The sequence below is a fragment of the Pseudomonas sp. genome (genome assembly GCF_017744435.1).
Lineage (GTDB): Bacteria > Pseudomonadota > Gammaproteobacteria > Pseudomonadales > Pseudomonadaceae > Aquipseudomonas.
Genome location: NZ_JAGIBG010000027.1, coordinates 1 through 15,187 on the forward strand (window position 1 = coordinate 1; position 15,187 = coordinate 15,187).

At 63.9% G+C, this 15,187-nt stretch carries 15 protein-coding genes; 10 read left to right on the forward strand and 5 right to left on the reverse strand.

Annotated features, from left to right (window positions below):
• Positions 1 to 176: 176 nt before the first annotated feature.
• Positions 177 to 500: a DUF2892 domain-containing protein gene (locus J7573_RS17765; RefSeq protein WP_294338082.1), complete on the reverse strand. Its 324-nt coding sequence runs from the start codon at positions 498 to 500 to the stop codon at positions 177 to 179.
• A gap of 263 nt (positions 501 to 763) precedes the next feature.
• Here J7573_RS17765 and gabP point away from each other — a divergent pair, with 263 nt between their 5' ends.
• From gabP to J7573_RS17795, 6 genes are all read left to right on the forward strand, one after another.
• Positions 764 to 2,161: a GABA permease gene (gene gabP, locus J7573_RS17770; RefSeq protein WP_294338085.1), complete on the forward strand. Its 1,398-nt coding sequence runs from the start codon at positions 764 to 766 to the stop codon at positions 2,159 to 2,161.
• A gap of 357 nt (positions 2,162 to 2,518) precedes the next feature.
• Positions 2,519 to 3,235, forward strand: a complete 717-nt coding sequence (locus J7573_RS17775; protein WP_294338088.1) for a GntR family transcriptional regulator — start codon at positions 2,519 to 2,521, stop codon at positions 3,233 to 3,235.
• 60 nt (positions 3,236 to 3,295) lie between these two features.
• Positions 3,296 to 4,615, forward strand: coding sequence for an FAD-binding oxidoreductase (locus J7573_RS17780; protein WP_294338090.1), 1,320 nt, complete (start codon positions 3,296 to 3,298; stop codon positions 4,613 to 4,615).
• A 183-nt stretch (positions 4,616 to 4,798) separates the two neighbouring features.
• A complete protein-coding gene (locus J7573_RS17785; RefSeq protein ID WP_294338092.1) occupies positions 4,799 to 6,127 on the forward strand; it encodes an MFS transporter in 1,329 nt (442 codons plus the stop codon).
• A gap of 75 nt (positions 6,128 to 6,202) precedes the next feature.
• Complete coding sequence (locus tag J7573_RS17790; RefSeq protein ID WP_294338094.1) at positions 6,203 to 7,096, forward strand: dihydrodipicolinate synthase family protein; 894 nt, start codon at positions 6,203 to 6,205, stop codon at positions 7,094 to 7,096.
• Between the two features lie 13 nt (positions 7,097 to 7,109).
• Complete coding sequence (locus tag J7573_RS17795; RefSeq protein ID WP_294338096.1) at positions 7,110 to 8,600, forward strand: aldehyde dehydrogenase; 1,491 nt, start codon at positions 7,110 to 7,112, stop codon at positions 8,598 to 8,600.
• A gap of 88 nt (positions 8,601 to 8,688) precedes the next feature.
• Here the strand turns inward: J7573_RS17795 and J7573_RS17800 are convergent, their stop codons facing one another.
• Both J7573_RS17800 and J7573_RS17805 read right to left on the reverse strand, forming a co-directional pair.
• Positions 8,689 to 9,159 carry an RNA methyltransferase gene (locus tag J7573_RS17800; protein ID WP_079229290.1) on the reverse strand — a complete coding sequence of 157 codons (471 nt, stop codon included), beginning with the start codon at positions 9,157 to 9,159 and terminating at the stop codon, positions 8,689 to 8,691.
• A gap of 85 nt (positions 9,160 to 9,244) precedes the next feature.
• A complete protein-coding gene (locus tag J7573_RS17805) occupies positions 9,245 to 9,616 on the reverse strand; it encodes a YajD family HNH nuclease (RefSeq protein WP_060510327.1) in 372 nt (123 codons plus the stop codon).
• Positions 9,617 to 9,748: 132 nt separating this feature from the next.
• On the opposite strand from J7573_RS17805, the gene J7573_RS17810 reads away from it, so the two are divergent.
• Positions 9,749 to 10,027 carry a hypothetical protein gene (locus tag J7573_RS17810; RefSeq protein ID WP_294338103.1) on the forward strand — a complete coding sequence of 93 codons (279 nt, stop codon included), beginning with the start codon at positions 9,749 to 9,751 and terminating at the stop codon, positions 10,025 to 10,027.
• Positions 10,028 to 10,146: 119 nt separating this feature from the next.
• Here the strand turns inward: J7573_RS17810 and J7573_RS17815 are convergent, their stop codons facing one another.
• Positions 10,147 to 12,189 (reverse strand): S9 family peptidase, encoded by a 2,043-nt coding sequence (locus J7573_RS17815; protein ID WP_294338104.1) that lies wholly within the window; start codon positions 12,187 to 12,189, stop codon positions 10,147 to 10,149.
• 91 nt (positions 12,190 to 12,280) lie between these two features.
• Between J7573_RS17815 and J7573_RS17820 the strand changes: the two genes are divergently transcribed.
• From J7573_RS17820 to J7573_RS17830, 3 genes are read left to right on the forward strand one after another with little or no spacing between them, the layout of a single operon-like run.
• Complete coding sequence (locus J7573_RS17820; protein ID WP_294338105.1) at positions 12,281 to 12,781, forward strand: MFS transporter; 501 nt, start codon at positions 12,281 to 12,283, stop codon at positions 12,779 to 12,781.
• Between the two features lie 14 nt (positions 12,782 to 12,795).
• Positions 12,796 to 13,569 (forward strand): class II glutamine amidotransferase, encoded by a 774-nt coding sequence (locus J7573_RS17825; RefSeq protein ID WP_103446341.1) that lies wholly within the window; start codon positions 12,796 to 12,798, stop codon positions 13,567 to 13,569.
• Between the two features lie 9 nt (positions 13,570 to 13,578).
• Positions 13,579 to 14,100, forward strand: a complete 522-nt coding sequence (locus tag J7573_RS17830) for a DUF2937 family protein (protein ID WP_294338107.1) — start codon at positions 13,579 to 13,581, stop codon at positions 14,098 to 14,100.
• 134 nt (positions 14,101 to 14,234) lie between these two features.
• Here the strand turns inward: J7573_RS17830 and J7573_RS17835 are convergent, their stop codons facing one another.
• The gene (locus J7573_RS17835; protein WP_110637068.1) at positions 14,235 to 15,146 is read right to left on the reverse strand and encodes a LysR family transcriptional regulator; all 912 of its coding nucleotides are present in this window, start codon (positions 15,144 to 15,146) and stop codon (positions 14,235 to 14,237) included.
• Positions 15,147 to 15,187 lie beyond the last annotated feature (41 nt).

The window sequence follows — 15,187 nt, forward strand, 5'->3', positions numbered from 1 at the left end:
GCCGAGGCGGCTACCCGGGGGGTGACAGTGACTGGTGGCTGAGTCTTGGGCTAGCCTGTTCGGGCCTCTTCGCGGGCTTGCCCGCTCCCACAGGTACCGCACAAATCTCAGGACCTGTGGTGATCCTGTGGGAGCGGGCAAGCCCGCGAAGAGGCCCGAACAGGCTAGCCCAAGACTCAGCCACCAGTCACTGTCACCCCCCGGGTAGCCGCCTCGGCACTGGCCCTGAGCACCTCCAGCTCCGCCGCACTGCGCTCGATATCCGAACGCAAGCGGTTGTATTCCCGCCGATGCCTCAGCCACCAGGCCTTGGTCGAGCAGTGCCCGCTGACCCCGCGGGCCACTGCCAGGCCACCGACCACCATCTGCAGCAGCCCGATCAGCCCTCCGTGGCGCAGCCCCTTGCTGATCATCAGCGCGCCTCCAGCCAGCGATCCGGCGCGTTCCAGGCCATGAACATTGTGCTCCCGTGAGCCCGGGGCGGAATGGATATCGAGCATGGCAAGCCCTCTTTGTGGAATGTAAGTAGCTGACCCTCCTGTTGCTGCTGGCGTTCATTCGCTGTGCCGGGTGGTCGCAGAAGGCTCTGCAATGGGCTTTCCGTCCGTCCTGATGTCAGGTCTGGTCAACTGCCTGGCGGATACGGGCAACTGCAGCGCGCTCACGCAGGATTAACTTGTCCCCGCGCGAAGCTCATCCACGCTGGGTTTCGACCCAGGAGCTTCACGTCCCCCTCCACAAAAGAACAACAGCAGGGATCAGGATGACAACGACAAGCGCGAGTGGCGCCGGCAATCAGCTGGCGCAAGGCTTCAAGCAACGCCACGTGACCATGCTTTCCATCGCCGGGGTAATCGGCGCCGGGCTGTTCATCGGCTCCGGGCACGCCATCGCCGCCGCAGGGCCTTCAGCCATCATCGCCTATGCACTGGCCGGCGCCCTGGTGGTACTGGTGATGCGCATGCTCGGCGAAATGGCGGTCGCCAGCCCCGACACAGGCTCCTTCTCCACCTATGCCGACCGCGCCATCGGGCGTTGGGCCGGGTTCACCATCGGATGGCTGTACTGGTGGTTCTGGGTACTGGTCATCCCCATCGAAGCCATCGCCGCCGGCGTGGTGCTCAACAACTGGTTCCCGCACATCGATGCCTGGTTCTTCGCCCTGAGCATGACCGTGCTGCTGACCGCCACCAACCTGTTCAGCGTGGCCAAGTACGGTGAGTTCGAGTTCTGGTTCGCCATGCTCAAGGTCATCGCCATCGTCGCCTTCATCGCCTTGGGGGCCGCAGCGTTGGCCGGGGTGTTGCCGGGCCGTGAAGTCAGTGGCCTGCCGCGCCTGCTGGAAGCGCAGGGCGGGTTCATGCCCAACGGCTGGACGGCGATCATCGGCGCCTTGCTCACCACCATGTTCAGCTACCTGGGTACCGAGGCGGTGACCATCGCCGCGTCGGAATCCAAGGACCCGGCGCGCAACATCGCCAAGGCCACCCGCTCGGTGATCTGGCGTATCAGCGTGTTCTACCTGCTGTCGATCTTCGTGATCATCTCGGTGGTGCCCTGGAACGACCCGCTGCTGCCGGTGCAGGGTTCCTATCAGCGCGCGCTGGAAATCATGCACATCCCGTATGCCAAGCTACTGGTGGACATGGTGGTGCTGGTGGCGGTGGCCAGCTGCCTGAACTCGTCGATCTACATTTCCTCGCGCATGCTCTATTCGCTGAGCAAGCGTGGTGACGCCCCGGGCTTCATCCAGCGCACCTCCAAGGTTGGCGTACCCCGTGCGGCGGTGATCGGCAGCACGCTGATCGGCATGCTGGCGACCATCGTCAACTACTTCGCGCCGGCCGAGGTGTTTGCCTTCCTGCTGGCCAGCTCCGGCTCGATCGCCTTGCTGGTGTACCTGGCCATCGCCTTCTCGCAGCTGCGCATGCGCGCCATCCTGCAGCGGCAAAACGTCGAGATCGCCTTCAAGATGTGGCTGTATCCGTGGCTGACCTATGCGGTGATCGGCTTCATCGTGTTCGCGCTGGGCACCATGTTCGTGATGCCGCAACACCGCATGGAGGTGTCACTGACCTTGGCCTTGGCGCTGGTGATCCTGGTGTTGGGGGTGATTACCAGCAAGCGGCATGAGCGGCGGGAGGCGTTGGCTGCTGCCTGATTCGGAGTGAAGCGAAGAAAGCCATCTGCCTGCAGATGGCTTTTTTGTTTGTGCCGGCCTCTTCGCGGGCACGCCCGCTCCCACAGGGATCACGCATTCCTTGTAGGAGCGGGCTTGCCCGCGAAAGGGCCGGCACATTTTGCATATTTGTCTGATCTGGATAATTACCTGTCCGGTTTGGCAATGCAGCCTCGAGGGTGTTTAATCTCACCTCTTGAAAGCCCTCAAACCCTTTGAAACAAGGGCCCTGAGAGATTTCACCGTTCATCGAAAATGCTGTAGACACATTGTCTAACAGTGCCATATAGTCGTTATACAAATAGTAGACATAGCTCTATGACAACAAAGAAGGCCGCCATGAAAGCCACCGTCCAACCACTCGCTGCAGAAGTGCCGCAGGACCGCAAAGCCGTCCTTGCCGAAGCGCTGCGCCGCCGGATCCTCAGCATGGAACTGGCCCCAGGCGCCGTGGTGGACGAACTGGCATTGTGCGACGAGTTCGGCCTGTCGCGCCCCCCGGTCCGTGAGCTGCTGCGCCAGATTGCCGCCGAAGGCTACATCGAGCTGGAAGCCAACCGCGCGCCTCGCGTCGCCGCCATGAACCACGAGTCGCTGCACAGTTTCTACGTTGCCGCGCCACTGATCTACGTTGCCACCACCCAGCTGGCCGCCACCTACGCCAGTGCCGATGAAATCGAAGTGCTCAAGGCCATCCAGGCCAAGTTCCGCCAGGCCATCGAAGAGCGCGACGTGGAAAACCGCGTGCTCTACAACGACGCCTTCCACCTGGAAATCGGCAAGATGGCGCACAACGATTACCTGATGCCAAGCCTGCGTCGCCTGCTCATCGACCATACCCGCCTGGGCAAGATTTTCTACCGCCATCCGACTACCGACGACATGCAGCGGGACCTCGAGATTGCCTGTGAGCAACACGAACAGATGATCGAGGCCATCGAGCGCCGTGATGCGCAGACCGCTGGCCAGTTGGCCCGCGAGCATATGGAGCTGTCGCGTCGGCGCATGGCCGAATACGCCGCACCGCAAGGGTTGGATGTGCCGATTCAGATATGAATTACCCGGTCGTCGCCAGCGGCGCTGACCACCCGTCGAAACAAGAACCAGGTTAGTGACATGACAAGAATAAGTTCGTTACCTGCCGATGATGCCACCTGTGGCTGGTATCACCTGAGCAAACCTCGCACGCCAAGGCCGGCCCACAGTGGCCACTGCCAGGCGCGCTGGGTGGTGGTCGGTGCCGGCTTTACCGGCCTGGCCGCTGCGCGGCAGCTGGCAACGAACTTCCCGGATGACGAGATCGTACTGATCGAGGCCCAGGAGGTCGGTTTCGGTACTTCCGGGCGCAACGCCGGTTTCGCCATCGACCTGCCGCACGACATTGGCGCCGAGGACTACATCGGCGACATCGACATCGCCAAGACCATCCTCAAGCTCAACCTGGGTGGCCAGTCGTACCTCAAGGAACTGATCGAGCGCTACGACATCGAGTGCCAGTTCCGCCATTGCGGCAAATACCAGGCCGCCATCGAAGACCGGGGCATCGCAGTGCTGGATGCCTACCGTCGTGGTCTGGACAAGCTCGGCCAGCCCTACGAAGTGATCGAAGGGCGCGACCTGCCCGAGCACATCGGCACCCACTTCTACCGCAAGGGCCTGTTTACCCCGGGCACGGCACTGCTGCAGCCTTCGGCACTGGTCAAAGGCCTGGCCGACAGCCTGCCAAGCAACGTTTCCCTCTACGAACACACACCGATCACCGAGGTCGACTACGGCGACAAGGTCGTGCTACGCCACGCCAATGGCTCGATCACCGCCGACAAGCTGGTACTCACCACCAACGCCTTTGGCATGAGCTTCGGCTTCCTCAAGGGCCGCATGCTGCCGGTGTTCACCTACGGCAGCATCACCCGCCCGCTGACCGAGGACGAGCAGGCGCGCCTGGGCGGCAAGCCCTTCTGGGGCGTGATCCCGGCCGACCCATTCGGCACCACCATGCGCCGTACCGTCGACAACCGCCTGCTGATCCGCAACAGCTTCAGTTACAACCCGGACGGGCGCAGCAACCGTAAGTACCTGCAGCGCTTCGTCGAGCGTCACCGCGACTCTTTTGCCCGGCGCTTCCCGATGTTGCCCGGTGTGAACTTCGAATACACCTGGGGCGGTGCACTGGCGTTGTCGCGCAACCACATGGGCTTCTTCGGCAAGTTGGCGCCGAACGTAGTGGGCGCATTGTGCTGCAACGGCCTGGGCGTTACCCGTGGCACGGTCACCGGCAAGTTGCTGGCCGACTGGCTGGCCGGTGACAAGAACGAACTGATCGAGTTTCTGCTCAATGCCCCCGGGCCTTGTGCGAACCCGCCGCAGCCCTTGGTTTCCCTGGGCTTGAACGCCAACCTGATGTGGGGGCAGTTCCGCGCTGGCAAGGAAAGCTGACCGTTATCTGAGTTAGGCCAAAGAACTTTTCAAGCCGGTCGTATTTAACCGGCACGGGCTCGCTTTGCCCGAAATCGATGATCGAGTCGAGTCGTCCGATCACCCGGGGCTGAATGCTGTTTTCAGTTTCGCGGACGCGCTCGCCTTGAATATGTGCAGGCAGAAGAAGTGGCAGGAACAACAATGACAAGTCCGAATATTTCGATTGAAGATGTACCGATCAACAACTTTCACCAGTTGCTGACCTTGCGTTCCGGTGGCGGTTCGTTCGTCGATGGCTACGTGCTGAGCATCATTGGCGTGGCCATGGTGCAGATGTCCGCCGGCCTCAACCTGACCAGCTTCTGGCAGGGCATGATCGCCGCCTCGGCGTTGATCGGCATCTTCTTCGGTGGCTTCTTTGGCGGCTGGCTGACCGACCGCCTGGGCCGCAAACGGGTGTTCTTCGTTGGCCCGGTCCTGTTCATGCTGGCTTCGGTCGCGCAGTTCTGGGTGGAGTCGGCGCTGGCCTTATTCCTGTTGCGCTTCGTCATCGGCATTGCGGTGGGCATCGAATACCCGGTGGCGACGTCGCTGTTGGTGGAGTTCCTGCCCAAGAAGAACCGCGGCCCGCGCCTGGCCACCCTGACCGTGCTGTGGTTCGCCGGTGCCGCTACGGCCTACATGGCCGGTGAAGCGATCCTGCGTCACGGTGGTGACGATGCCTGGCGCCTGGTGCTGGCCAGTGCCGCGGTCATTGGCGCATTGCTGTTCGCCATCCGCCTGGGCACCCCGGAATCGCCACGCTGGCTGATCAGCAAGGGCCGTTCGGCAGAGGCCGAGCAGGTGATCAAGCAGGTCTACGGCAACGGTTTCAGCCTGAGCAACCTGCCCGAGGAGCCGAAGACCCGCAAGCTGTCGTTCCTCAGCCTGCTGCACTCCGGCTACGGCAAACGCATGCTGTTCGTCACCATGTTCTGGACCTGCTCGGTGATCCCGGTGTTCGCCGTCTACGCTTTCGCTCCGAAAGTACTGGGTGCGCTGAACCTGAAAGGGGACTGGGCGGCGATCGGCTCGGTGGCCATCACCTGCCTGTTCGTGGTCGGCTGCATCATCGGCACCCGCCTGCTGAACACCCTCGGCCGGCGCACCACGCTGCTGCACAGCTTCTTCTGGTCGGGGCTGGCATTGCTCGGCCTGGGTGCCTTCAGCAACGGCAACGAGATGCTGATCCTCGTGCTGTTCGGCGCCTACGCCTTGTTCATTGGCGGCGCCCAGGTGCTGCAGCTGGTCTACCCGAACGAACTGTTCCCCACCGAAATTCGCGCTGGCGCCGTGGGCGTGGGCACCTCGATGTCGCGGATCGGTGCCGCCGTCGGCACCTGGCTGGTGCCTATCGCCCTGGATAGCTATGGCATCGGCGCCACCATGTATGCCGCTGCCGCCGTGACGTTCGTCGGCCTGGCCTTCTCGGTCGCCCTGGCCCCGGAAACCCGATCGCTGAACCTGCAACAGGCCGCTTCGCTGGGCTGAACTGACTGACAACCCGCCACGGCGTCGATCCGCCGTGGCCTTTACAACACTGATCAACGCACTGGAGAACCTACCGTGAAATTCGAAGGCATCTACACCCCGGCAATCACTCCGCTGGCTGCGGACGGCTCGATCGACAAGGCGGCGTTCGCCGAAGTGCTCGAATACCTGGTCGAGTCGAAGATCCATGGCGTCATCATCGGCGGCTCCACCGGCGAGTACTACGCCCACACCACCCAGGAGCGCATCGAGCTGGCCGCCCAGGCCAAGGACGTGCTCAATGGCCGCCTGCCACTGATCGTCGGCACCGGTGGCATCCGCACCGAAGACGCCGTGGCTTTCGCCCAGCACGCCAAGGAAATCAAGGCTGACGCGCTGCTGGTCGGCACCCCGCCGTACGCACTGCCGACCCAGCAGGAAATCGCCCTGCACGTCAAAGCGGTCGACGCTGCCGCCGGCCTGCCGATCATGCTCTACAACTACCCGGGCCGCATGAGTGTGAGCATGGGTGAGGAGTTCTTCGACGCCGTGGCCGACGTGAAGAACATCGTCGCCATCAAGGAAAGCTCCGGTGACATGGCCCAGCTGCACCGCCTGGCCATCAAGCGCCCGAACATCCAGCTGTCGTGCGGCTGGGACGACCAGGCCCTGGAATTCTTCGCCTGGGGCGCCAAGAGCTGGGTCTGCGCCGGCTCCAACTTCATCCCGCGTGAGCACGTGGCCCTGTACGAGGCCTGCGTGATCGAGAAGAACTTCGACAAGGGCCGCAAGATCATGGCCGCCATGATGCCGCTGATGGACTTCCTCGAAGGTGGCAAGTTCGTCCAGTCGATCAAGTACGGCTGCGCTCTCAACGGCCTGAGCACCGGTGGTGTGCGCAAGCCGCTATACGACCTCGACGCTGGCGAGAAGCAGGAGCTGCAGCGCGTGGTCAGCGAACTGAAGGCCACCATCGCCCAGATCAAATAAGGAGGCTGGAAAAATGGCTGAATTGCTGAGCAAGGAACAATACGCGGCCATCGCCGCCGACCTGCAGCTGCGCACCCAGGCGTTCATCGACGGTGAGTTCCGCGATGCCATCTCCGGTCGCACCTTCGTCACCACCAACCCGGCCACCGGCAAGCAGCTGGCCGAGGTCGCCGCCTGCGACGTCAACGACGTCAACGTTGCCGTGGCCGCGGCCAAGCGCGTGTTCGAGGAAGGCACCTGGTCGAAGATGCAGCCGAACGACCGCAAGCACGTGCTGCAAAAGTTCGCCCAGCTGCTCGAAGACAACGCCCATGAGCTGGCGGTGCTGGAAGCACTGGACAGCGGCAAGCCGGTCAGCGAGTGCCAGACCGTCGACGTGCCGGAAACCATCCACACCATTCGCTGGCACGCCGAGCTGATCGACAAGATCTACGACGCCACCGCGCCGACCGGCAATGCCGCCGTGACCATGGTGGTGCGCGAAGCCATTGGCGTGGTCGGCCTGGTGCTGCCGTGGAACTTCCCGCTGCTGATGCTGGCGTGGAAGATCGCCCCGTCGCTGGCCGCCGGTTGCTCGATCGTGGTCAAGCCAGCCAAGGAAACCACCCTCAGCGCCCTGCGCGTGGCCGAACTGGCCCATGAGGCCGGCATCCCGGCGGGTGTGTTCAACCTGGTGCCTGGCGGTGGCCGTGAAGTAGGCGAAGCCATTGGCCGCCACATGGACATCCCGATGGTCAGCTTCACCGGTTCCACCGACACCGGCCGCCTGTTCCTGAAATACGCTGCCGAGTCCAACCTCAAGCGCATCGTCCTGGAGCTGGGTGGCAAGAACCCGGCCGTGGTCATGAACGACTGCGAAGACCTCGATGAAGTGGCCCAGTTCGTCACCGCCGGTGCGTTCTGGAACATGGGTGAGAACTGCTCGGCGTCCTCGCGCCTGATCGTCCACAAGGACGTCAAGGACGAACTGCTGGGCCTGATCGCCAAGCACCTGAAGGACTGGAAGCTGGGCGACCCGCTCGACCCGGACAACCGCCTGGGCGCGATGGTCAGCAAGTCGCACTTCGAAAAGGTGAAGTCGTATCTGGAATACGCTGCCGAGCAGAAACTCAGCATCGTTCAGGGCGGCGAGACCGAGGAAGGCGTGTTCGTGCAGCCGACCATCGTCGACAACGTTGGCCGCGACAACAAGCTGTTCGTCGAGGAAATCTTTGGCCCGGTGCTGAGCGTGACCAGCTTCGAGACCATTGACGAGGCGATCGAACTGGCCAACGACACCGTCTACGGCCTGGCCGCCTCGGCCTACACCGGCAGCCTGCGCAATGCGCTGCGCCTGTCGCGTGAAATCCGCGCGGGCGTGGTGACGGTCAACTGCTTCGGTGAGGGTGATGTCACCACGCCGTTCGGTGGCTACAAAGAGTCTGGCTTTGGTGGGCGCGACAAGTCCATCTGGGCCCATGACCAGTACACGGAGCTGAAGACCATCTGGATCAACGCTTCGTGATTTGAGCAAGACCGGTGCTGTTCTGACGGAGCTCAGCACCTGGCCGCCCTTGCAGTTTTACTGCATGGGCGGCTTTTTTATTTGTCTCTTATTTGAATTTGGGGCCCGAGCGGGTATTCAGCCCCTTGGCCATGCGGTCATACAGCACCACATTCACCGTCGCCGCCAGGTTCATGCAGCCTTCGGTGGGAATGTAGATGGTCTCTTCGCACCAGCCCCGCACTTCCTCGCTCAACGAGCCATCCTCAGGCCCGAAGATATAGATCGCCCGGTCCGGGTGGGTGTATTCAGGCAGCGGCCGTGCGCCGTCCACCAGCTCCACCGCCACTGGCGTGCAACCCAGGGGAATGATGCGTTGCAGGTCGTCGATGCCGATCAGCGGAATGTCGTAGTGCACCCGCTTGGTATCGGTGACGAAGTCACGCGCGCGTTCATAGCGCTTGCCGGTGTAGAACACCGAGTTGACGCCGTAGCAACCCGCTGCGCGCATCACCGAACCGACGTTCTCCGCAGACTTGGGGTTGAACAGGCCGATGCAGCTGTACCGTTTGTTTGCCACGTGCCGGGGCCCTTCGCGAAAAAAAGAGCGCGATTATACGGGCTTGCCGGCGACGGCGGGGATTTGCAGGCAGGAGTCGCGACGATCAGTCTTTCTTGAGCATGCCCGCCAGCCCTGCGAACGGGTTGTGGGTGGCCTTGGCGATGCTCGGGGTGCTGGTCGAGCCTTCGCTGAAGTACTGCTGGTCGGTGTAGCGCGAGTGTTCGTTGTCGTGGCAGTACAGGCACAGCAGCTCCCAGTTGGAGCCGTCCTGCGGGTTGTTGTCGTGGTTGTGGTCGCGGTGGTGCACGGTCAGCTCGCTCAGGCGCTTGCCGGCGAACTCGCGGGCGCAGCGGCCGCACACGTGCGGGTACATTTTCAGGGCCTTGTCGCGGTAGCCCATCTCCTTGTCGCGCTTGGCGTCGGCGAGGATGCGATCGAGGCGGGCGGTGGCGGCGGAGGTGGAAGCCGAACTCATGGTGTTTCCTTTGTTCTGATCAGGCAGATGACGGTTATGCCATTGAGTCTAGCGCGCTTGCAGGGCAGGCGGACAGGCGAAAACTCGAATATCGGCGTAGCCTGTACAAAGGTTCCCGACAGGAGGTTGCTGATGTTCCACGCGATCCTCGCCGCGCTGCTTGTCGCCGCCATGCCCCTGGCCGAAGCGGCAGGCACGCCACCCCGGCTGAACACCCCGGTGCCCGGTGCGCCGGGCACGCCGACGCCCACGCCGTACCCGCAGATTACCCCGAGCACGCCGCCCAAGGCCTACGACAGCACACCGGGCGGGCCGCTGCTGCCGCCGATGCCGGTCCCGGGGCCGCCGAAGGACCAGGACTTGCCTGGGCTGCACCAGGAACCGGTAAAACCGCCTGCGCAGGATGATTGACTGAAGTTTTTGTGTGGGCTGTGGGATTTTGGGGCTGCTTTGCAGCCCATCGCGACACAAGGCCGCTCCTACAAAGAGAACGCGATCTCCTGTAGGAGCGGCCTTGCGCCCCGGCATTCTCAAGCAATACCCAACTCGCCGAAGACAAACGCATATTCCAGCGCCACATCGCGCAGCCCCTGGTACCGTCCGCTCATCCCGCCATGCCCGGCACCCATCTCGGTCTTGAGCAGTAGCAGGTTGTCGTCGGTCTTGCGCGTGCGCAGGCGCGCCACCCACTTGGCCGCCTCCCAGTACTGCACGCGGCTGTCGTTGTAGCCGGCCACCACCAGCATGGCCGGGTAGGCCTGGGCGCTGACGTTCTCATAGGGCGCATAGGCCTTGATGCGCGCATACACCTCGGGGTCCTCGGGGTTGCCCCATTCGTCGTACTCGGTGACGGTCAGCGGCAGTTCGGGGTCGAGCATGGTATTGAGCACGTCGACGAACGGTACCTCGGCGATGGCGCAGCGGAACAGTTCCGGGCGCAGGTTGAGCACCGCGCCCATCAGCAGGCCGCCAGCGCTGCCGCCGCTGATGGCCAGGCGCTCTGGCGCGGTCACACCCTCGGCGATCAGGTGTTCGGCACAGGCGATGAAGTCGCTGAAGGTGTTGTGCTTGTGCTCCTGCTTGCCGGCGCGGTACCAGGCCTCACCCAGCTCGCCGCCGCCGCGCACGTGGGCGATGGCGAAGGCCACGCCGCGTTGCAGCAGGCTCAGGCGGGCGTGGGAGAACCACGGGTCGAGGCTTTCGCCGTAGGCGCCATAACCATACAGGTAGAGCGGCACGGTCTTGCCCTGGTCTTCGCGGCGGCGCACCAGGCTGATCGGTACCTGGGTGCCGTCTGGCGCGGTGGCCCACAGGCGCTCGCTGACGTAGTCGTCGGCGTCGAACTGGCCGAGCACCGGGGTCTGCTTGAGCACTTCCTGGGCGCCCGTGGCCAGCTCCAGCTGGCGCACCTGGGCCGGGCGGTTGAGCGCCTCATAGCGCAGGCGCACGCGGCGGCTGGCGAACTCCAGGCTGTCCTGCACGTACAGGCTGTAGGCCGCGTCGGGCAATTCGACGCGGTAGGGGGCCAGCCCCTGCGGGCGCACTTCGATGATCGGCAGGCCGCCTTCGCGCAGGCTCAGGGTCAGCGCGTCGGCATTCAGGCTCAGGCCCTCGAGCATGATGTCGTCGTGGTGCGGCACCAGCACCTGCCACTGGTCGCGGCTGGGTACCGGAGTGGCCGGTGCATGGCAGAGGGCGAAGTTGATGCCGTCCTGATTGGTCCGGATGAACCAGCGCCACTGGCCGTCGAGCTGGCCGTGGTCGGGGAAGTACTCATGGCCCTCGACCCGTGGCGCCAGGCAAGCGAACGCCGTCTGTGGCGTTTCGGCGTCGAGCACCCAGGCCTCGCTGGTGGTCTTGCTGTTGAGCAGCAGCACCAGCTGGCGCTCGGAACTGGTGCGGTAGCAGTGCAGGAAGAAACGGCCGTCGGCCTCTTCGAATACTGTGGTCGCGTCGGCCTCGCCGAGGGTATGGCGGCGCAGGCGCCAGGGGCGGTGGGTATCGTCCAGTTCTGCAAAGAACAGCGTCTGGCTGTCGTTGGCCCAGGTCATGCTGCCGTCGCAGTCGTCGAAGGGCAGGGCGGTCAGGTTGCCGCTGGTCAGGTCCTTGACGTACAGGCTGTAGATTTCGTCGCCACTGGTATCGAGGCTGTAGGCCAGCAGGCGGTGGTCGGGGCTGACACTGAACGCGCCCAGCGACAGGAAGCCACCGTTGGCCAGGGCGTTGGGGTCGAGCAGCAGTTGTTCCTGGTTTTCATCGACCGTGTTGGAGTCGTCCGCCGGGCGTGGGCAGCGGTAGTGGCGCGGGTACTCGTCGCCTGCGGTGGTGCGGGTGTAATAGAGGTACGGGCCCCAGGGCGAGGGCAGCGACAGGTCGGTTTCGAGGATGCGGCCCTTGATCTCTTCGAACAACTGCTCGCGCAGTGGCGCCTGATCGGCCAGGCAGGCCTCCTGATAGGCGTTTTCCGCCTGCAGGTAATCGAGCACTTGCGGGGTGTCGCGCTGCTGCAGCCAGGCATAGGGATCGGCGGCCTGGTCCTGGCGGGCAATGGGGGGCTGGGGCTTGGTTGGCATCGGGGATCTCTTGACCGGGACAGGGAGACGCTGTCTGCGCCCTGAAAAGTGTTTATCATAGGCATCTCTTTGCCTGGCTTGCACGAACACCATGATCGAGAACGACTACACCTTCGCCTGGGGCCTCTACGCTGTCGCCGCCCTGGGTTGCCTGCTGGTGGGCTTCAAACTCACCGGCTGGATGTGGCGCTGGCTGCGTGAACCGCTGCGGGTGATCCTGGCGGTGCTGCTGCTGACCCCGACCATCGTCGACCCGGTCAAGGACAGCTTCGCCCCGGCGATCGCCATCACCGCCCTGGACCTTGCGTTCAAGGTCGGCAACAACGCCTGGCGGGCGATCTCCGATTTCGCCATGTACGGCATGATTGCCTTCGCCTTGTACATCGTCTTCGTGCTGATCCGCTGGCCGCTGGAAAAGCGCGCCCGCGAGCGCCGCGCGCAGGCCGAAGCCACCGCCCAGCGCCGTGCCGCCGAGGACACTGCAGTCACGGCTGGCGCGCCAATGGCCGCCGAGCGCCATGACCGTTACCGCGACGACCCGCCACCGGCCGCACCGAGCGGTGGCCGCGGCCGGGTCGAGCCACGCCTGTAAGCGGAGACACCCCCATGTGCGAACTGCTGGGCATGAGTGCCAACGTCCCCACCGACATCGTCTTCAGCTTCACCGGCCTGATGCAGCGCGGTGGGCGTACCGGCCCGCACCGCGACGGCTGGGGCATCGGCTTCTACGAAGGGCGCGGCCTGCGCCTGTTCCAGGACCCGGCCGCGAGCAGTGAATCGGAAGTCGCCAACCTGGTGCAGCGCTACCCGATCAAGAGCGAAGTGGTGATCGGCCATATCCGCCAGGCCAACGTCGGCCGGGTGTGCCTGTCCAACACGCACCCGTTCGTCCGCGAAATGTGGGGCCGCAACTGGTGCTTCGCGCACAACGGCCAGCTTGGCGACTTCAAGGGCGAAGCGACCTTCTATCGCCCGGTGGGCGACACCGACAGCGAGGCTGCCTTCTGCGACCTGCTCAACCGCATCCGCGCGGCCTTCCCCGAGCCGGTCGAAGTGGAACAGCTGCTGCCGGTGCTGGTCGAAGCCTGTGCCGAGTATCGCGGCAAGGGCGTGTTCAACTGCCTGCTCAGCGACGGCGACTGGCTGTTCTGCTTCTGCTCGACCAAGCTGGTACACATTACCCGGCGTGCGCCATTTGGTGCTGCCCGCTTGAAGGATGTCGACCTGATCGTCGACTTTCACACCGAGACCACCCCCAATGACGTGGTCACGGTGATCGCCACCGAGGCCTTGACCGAGAACGAGACCTGGCGGCGCTACGAACCCGGCCAGTGGGGCCTGTGGCGACACGGCGAGTGCGTCGTGCAAGGCCAGAGCTAAGGACGCTGCATGTTCAGAAGTTACCTGCGGTTGCTGTTGTTCACCTTCGGCCTGCTGGCCGGTATCCAGGTGCCTGGGCTGGTCAAGGACTACAGCCAGCGGGCCGAGGCGCACCTGTTCGAATCGCGCCAGGCGCTGGATGGCTTCAAGCAGACCGCCGAGCGTTTCTTCAACGGTGATCTGCAGGCCTTGGTGCGGCATTACCGGACCAGTGACGACCCGGTGTTCCTCAGCGATGCCAACAGCATCGAGAGCCTGCTGATTCGCAATCAGCTGCTGGAAGACGAATGGCAGGCGCTGCAAGGGTCGTGGGTGAGCCGCACCTGGCATGTGCTGGTGCAGCCGGAGCCGCAGCTGCGCGAGGAGACGCTCAAGGGTTACAGCTACCAGATTCTGCTGGTGCCCGAGGCAATTGGCTGGGGCGTCGGGGCCGGGTTTGTGCTGGCTTTCGTGGTCGAAAGCCTGTTGCTGGGGATTGGCTGGGTGATCCTGGGCGGGCGACGCAAGGCGGTGAAAGAAAGCTGGCGTTGAATTCTCTGTTTCCTGTACCGGCCCTTTCACGGGTGAACCCGCTCCCACAGGTACTGCACAGGGCTCAAGGGCGGTGATATCCCTGTGGGAGCGGCCATGCCCGCGAAGAGGCCGGTACAGGCAATACAAAGCTGTCAGACCAACACAATCCGCTGTCCACCCACATCCCGGGCATACCGCTCCAGCACCTGCCGGCACACGCCGACCACCTCATCCACCAACGCCACCCCGGTCTGCCATGCCACCACCAGCTCAAGGCTCGGCGGTGGCTGCAGGCCTTCCAGCAGCACCAGCTCACCTCGGCTCAACTCCGCATCCACCAAGGCCGGCGGCAAGGCGCCAACCCCGAAGCCATCGCGCAACAAGCGGGTGATGGCCGCCACCGAGTTCACGCAGTTCAACCGCGGTGTCTCGGCCCCGGCACCCTGCAGCAGGCTGAGCACCTCCTGGTGCGGCCGTGAGTTCTTCGAGAAAGTGACAATCCGCTCGCGCCCCAGCTCGGCCAGCGAGGCGAAGTCGCGGTGGTAAACCGAGCCTGCCGCCACCACCCAACCCATCGGGTAGCGCGCCAGGTCCTGGCTGCGGATCGATTGCTCGCGCAGCAGGTCGGTCTGCAGGATCACGTCGAGAAAGCCCTTCTGCAGCTGCTCGCGCAGGTTCAGCGCAGTGTCGGCGACCAGTTCGATCTCCACCTGCGGGTAGCGCTCGGTCAGCTCCGCCACCAGCGCGCTCATCCAGGTGTGAATCACCGTGTCCATCACCCCGACGCGAATGCGCCCGACCTTGGCCCGGTCGCTGTCCAGCGACTGCTTCATGGCCTTGGCCGTGTCGAGCATGCGCTCGGCGTACTCCAGCACCTTGCTGCCTTCCGGCGTCAGGCTGACACCGCGGGAGTCGCGCAGCAGCAGTTTCACCCCAAGGTCGGCCTCCAGCGCGGCAATGCGGCTGGACACCGAGGCCTGGGTAGTGAACAGCTTCTCGGCGGTAAGGCGGAAGCTCTTGAGGCGGGCGACCCAGACAAAGGTTTCGAGGAAGCGAAGGTTCATGATCAGTTTTTCTTGTTCCAGACCGGCGGTTTTTCTCGTTG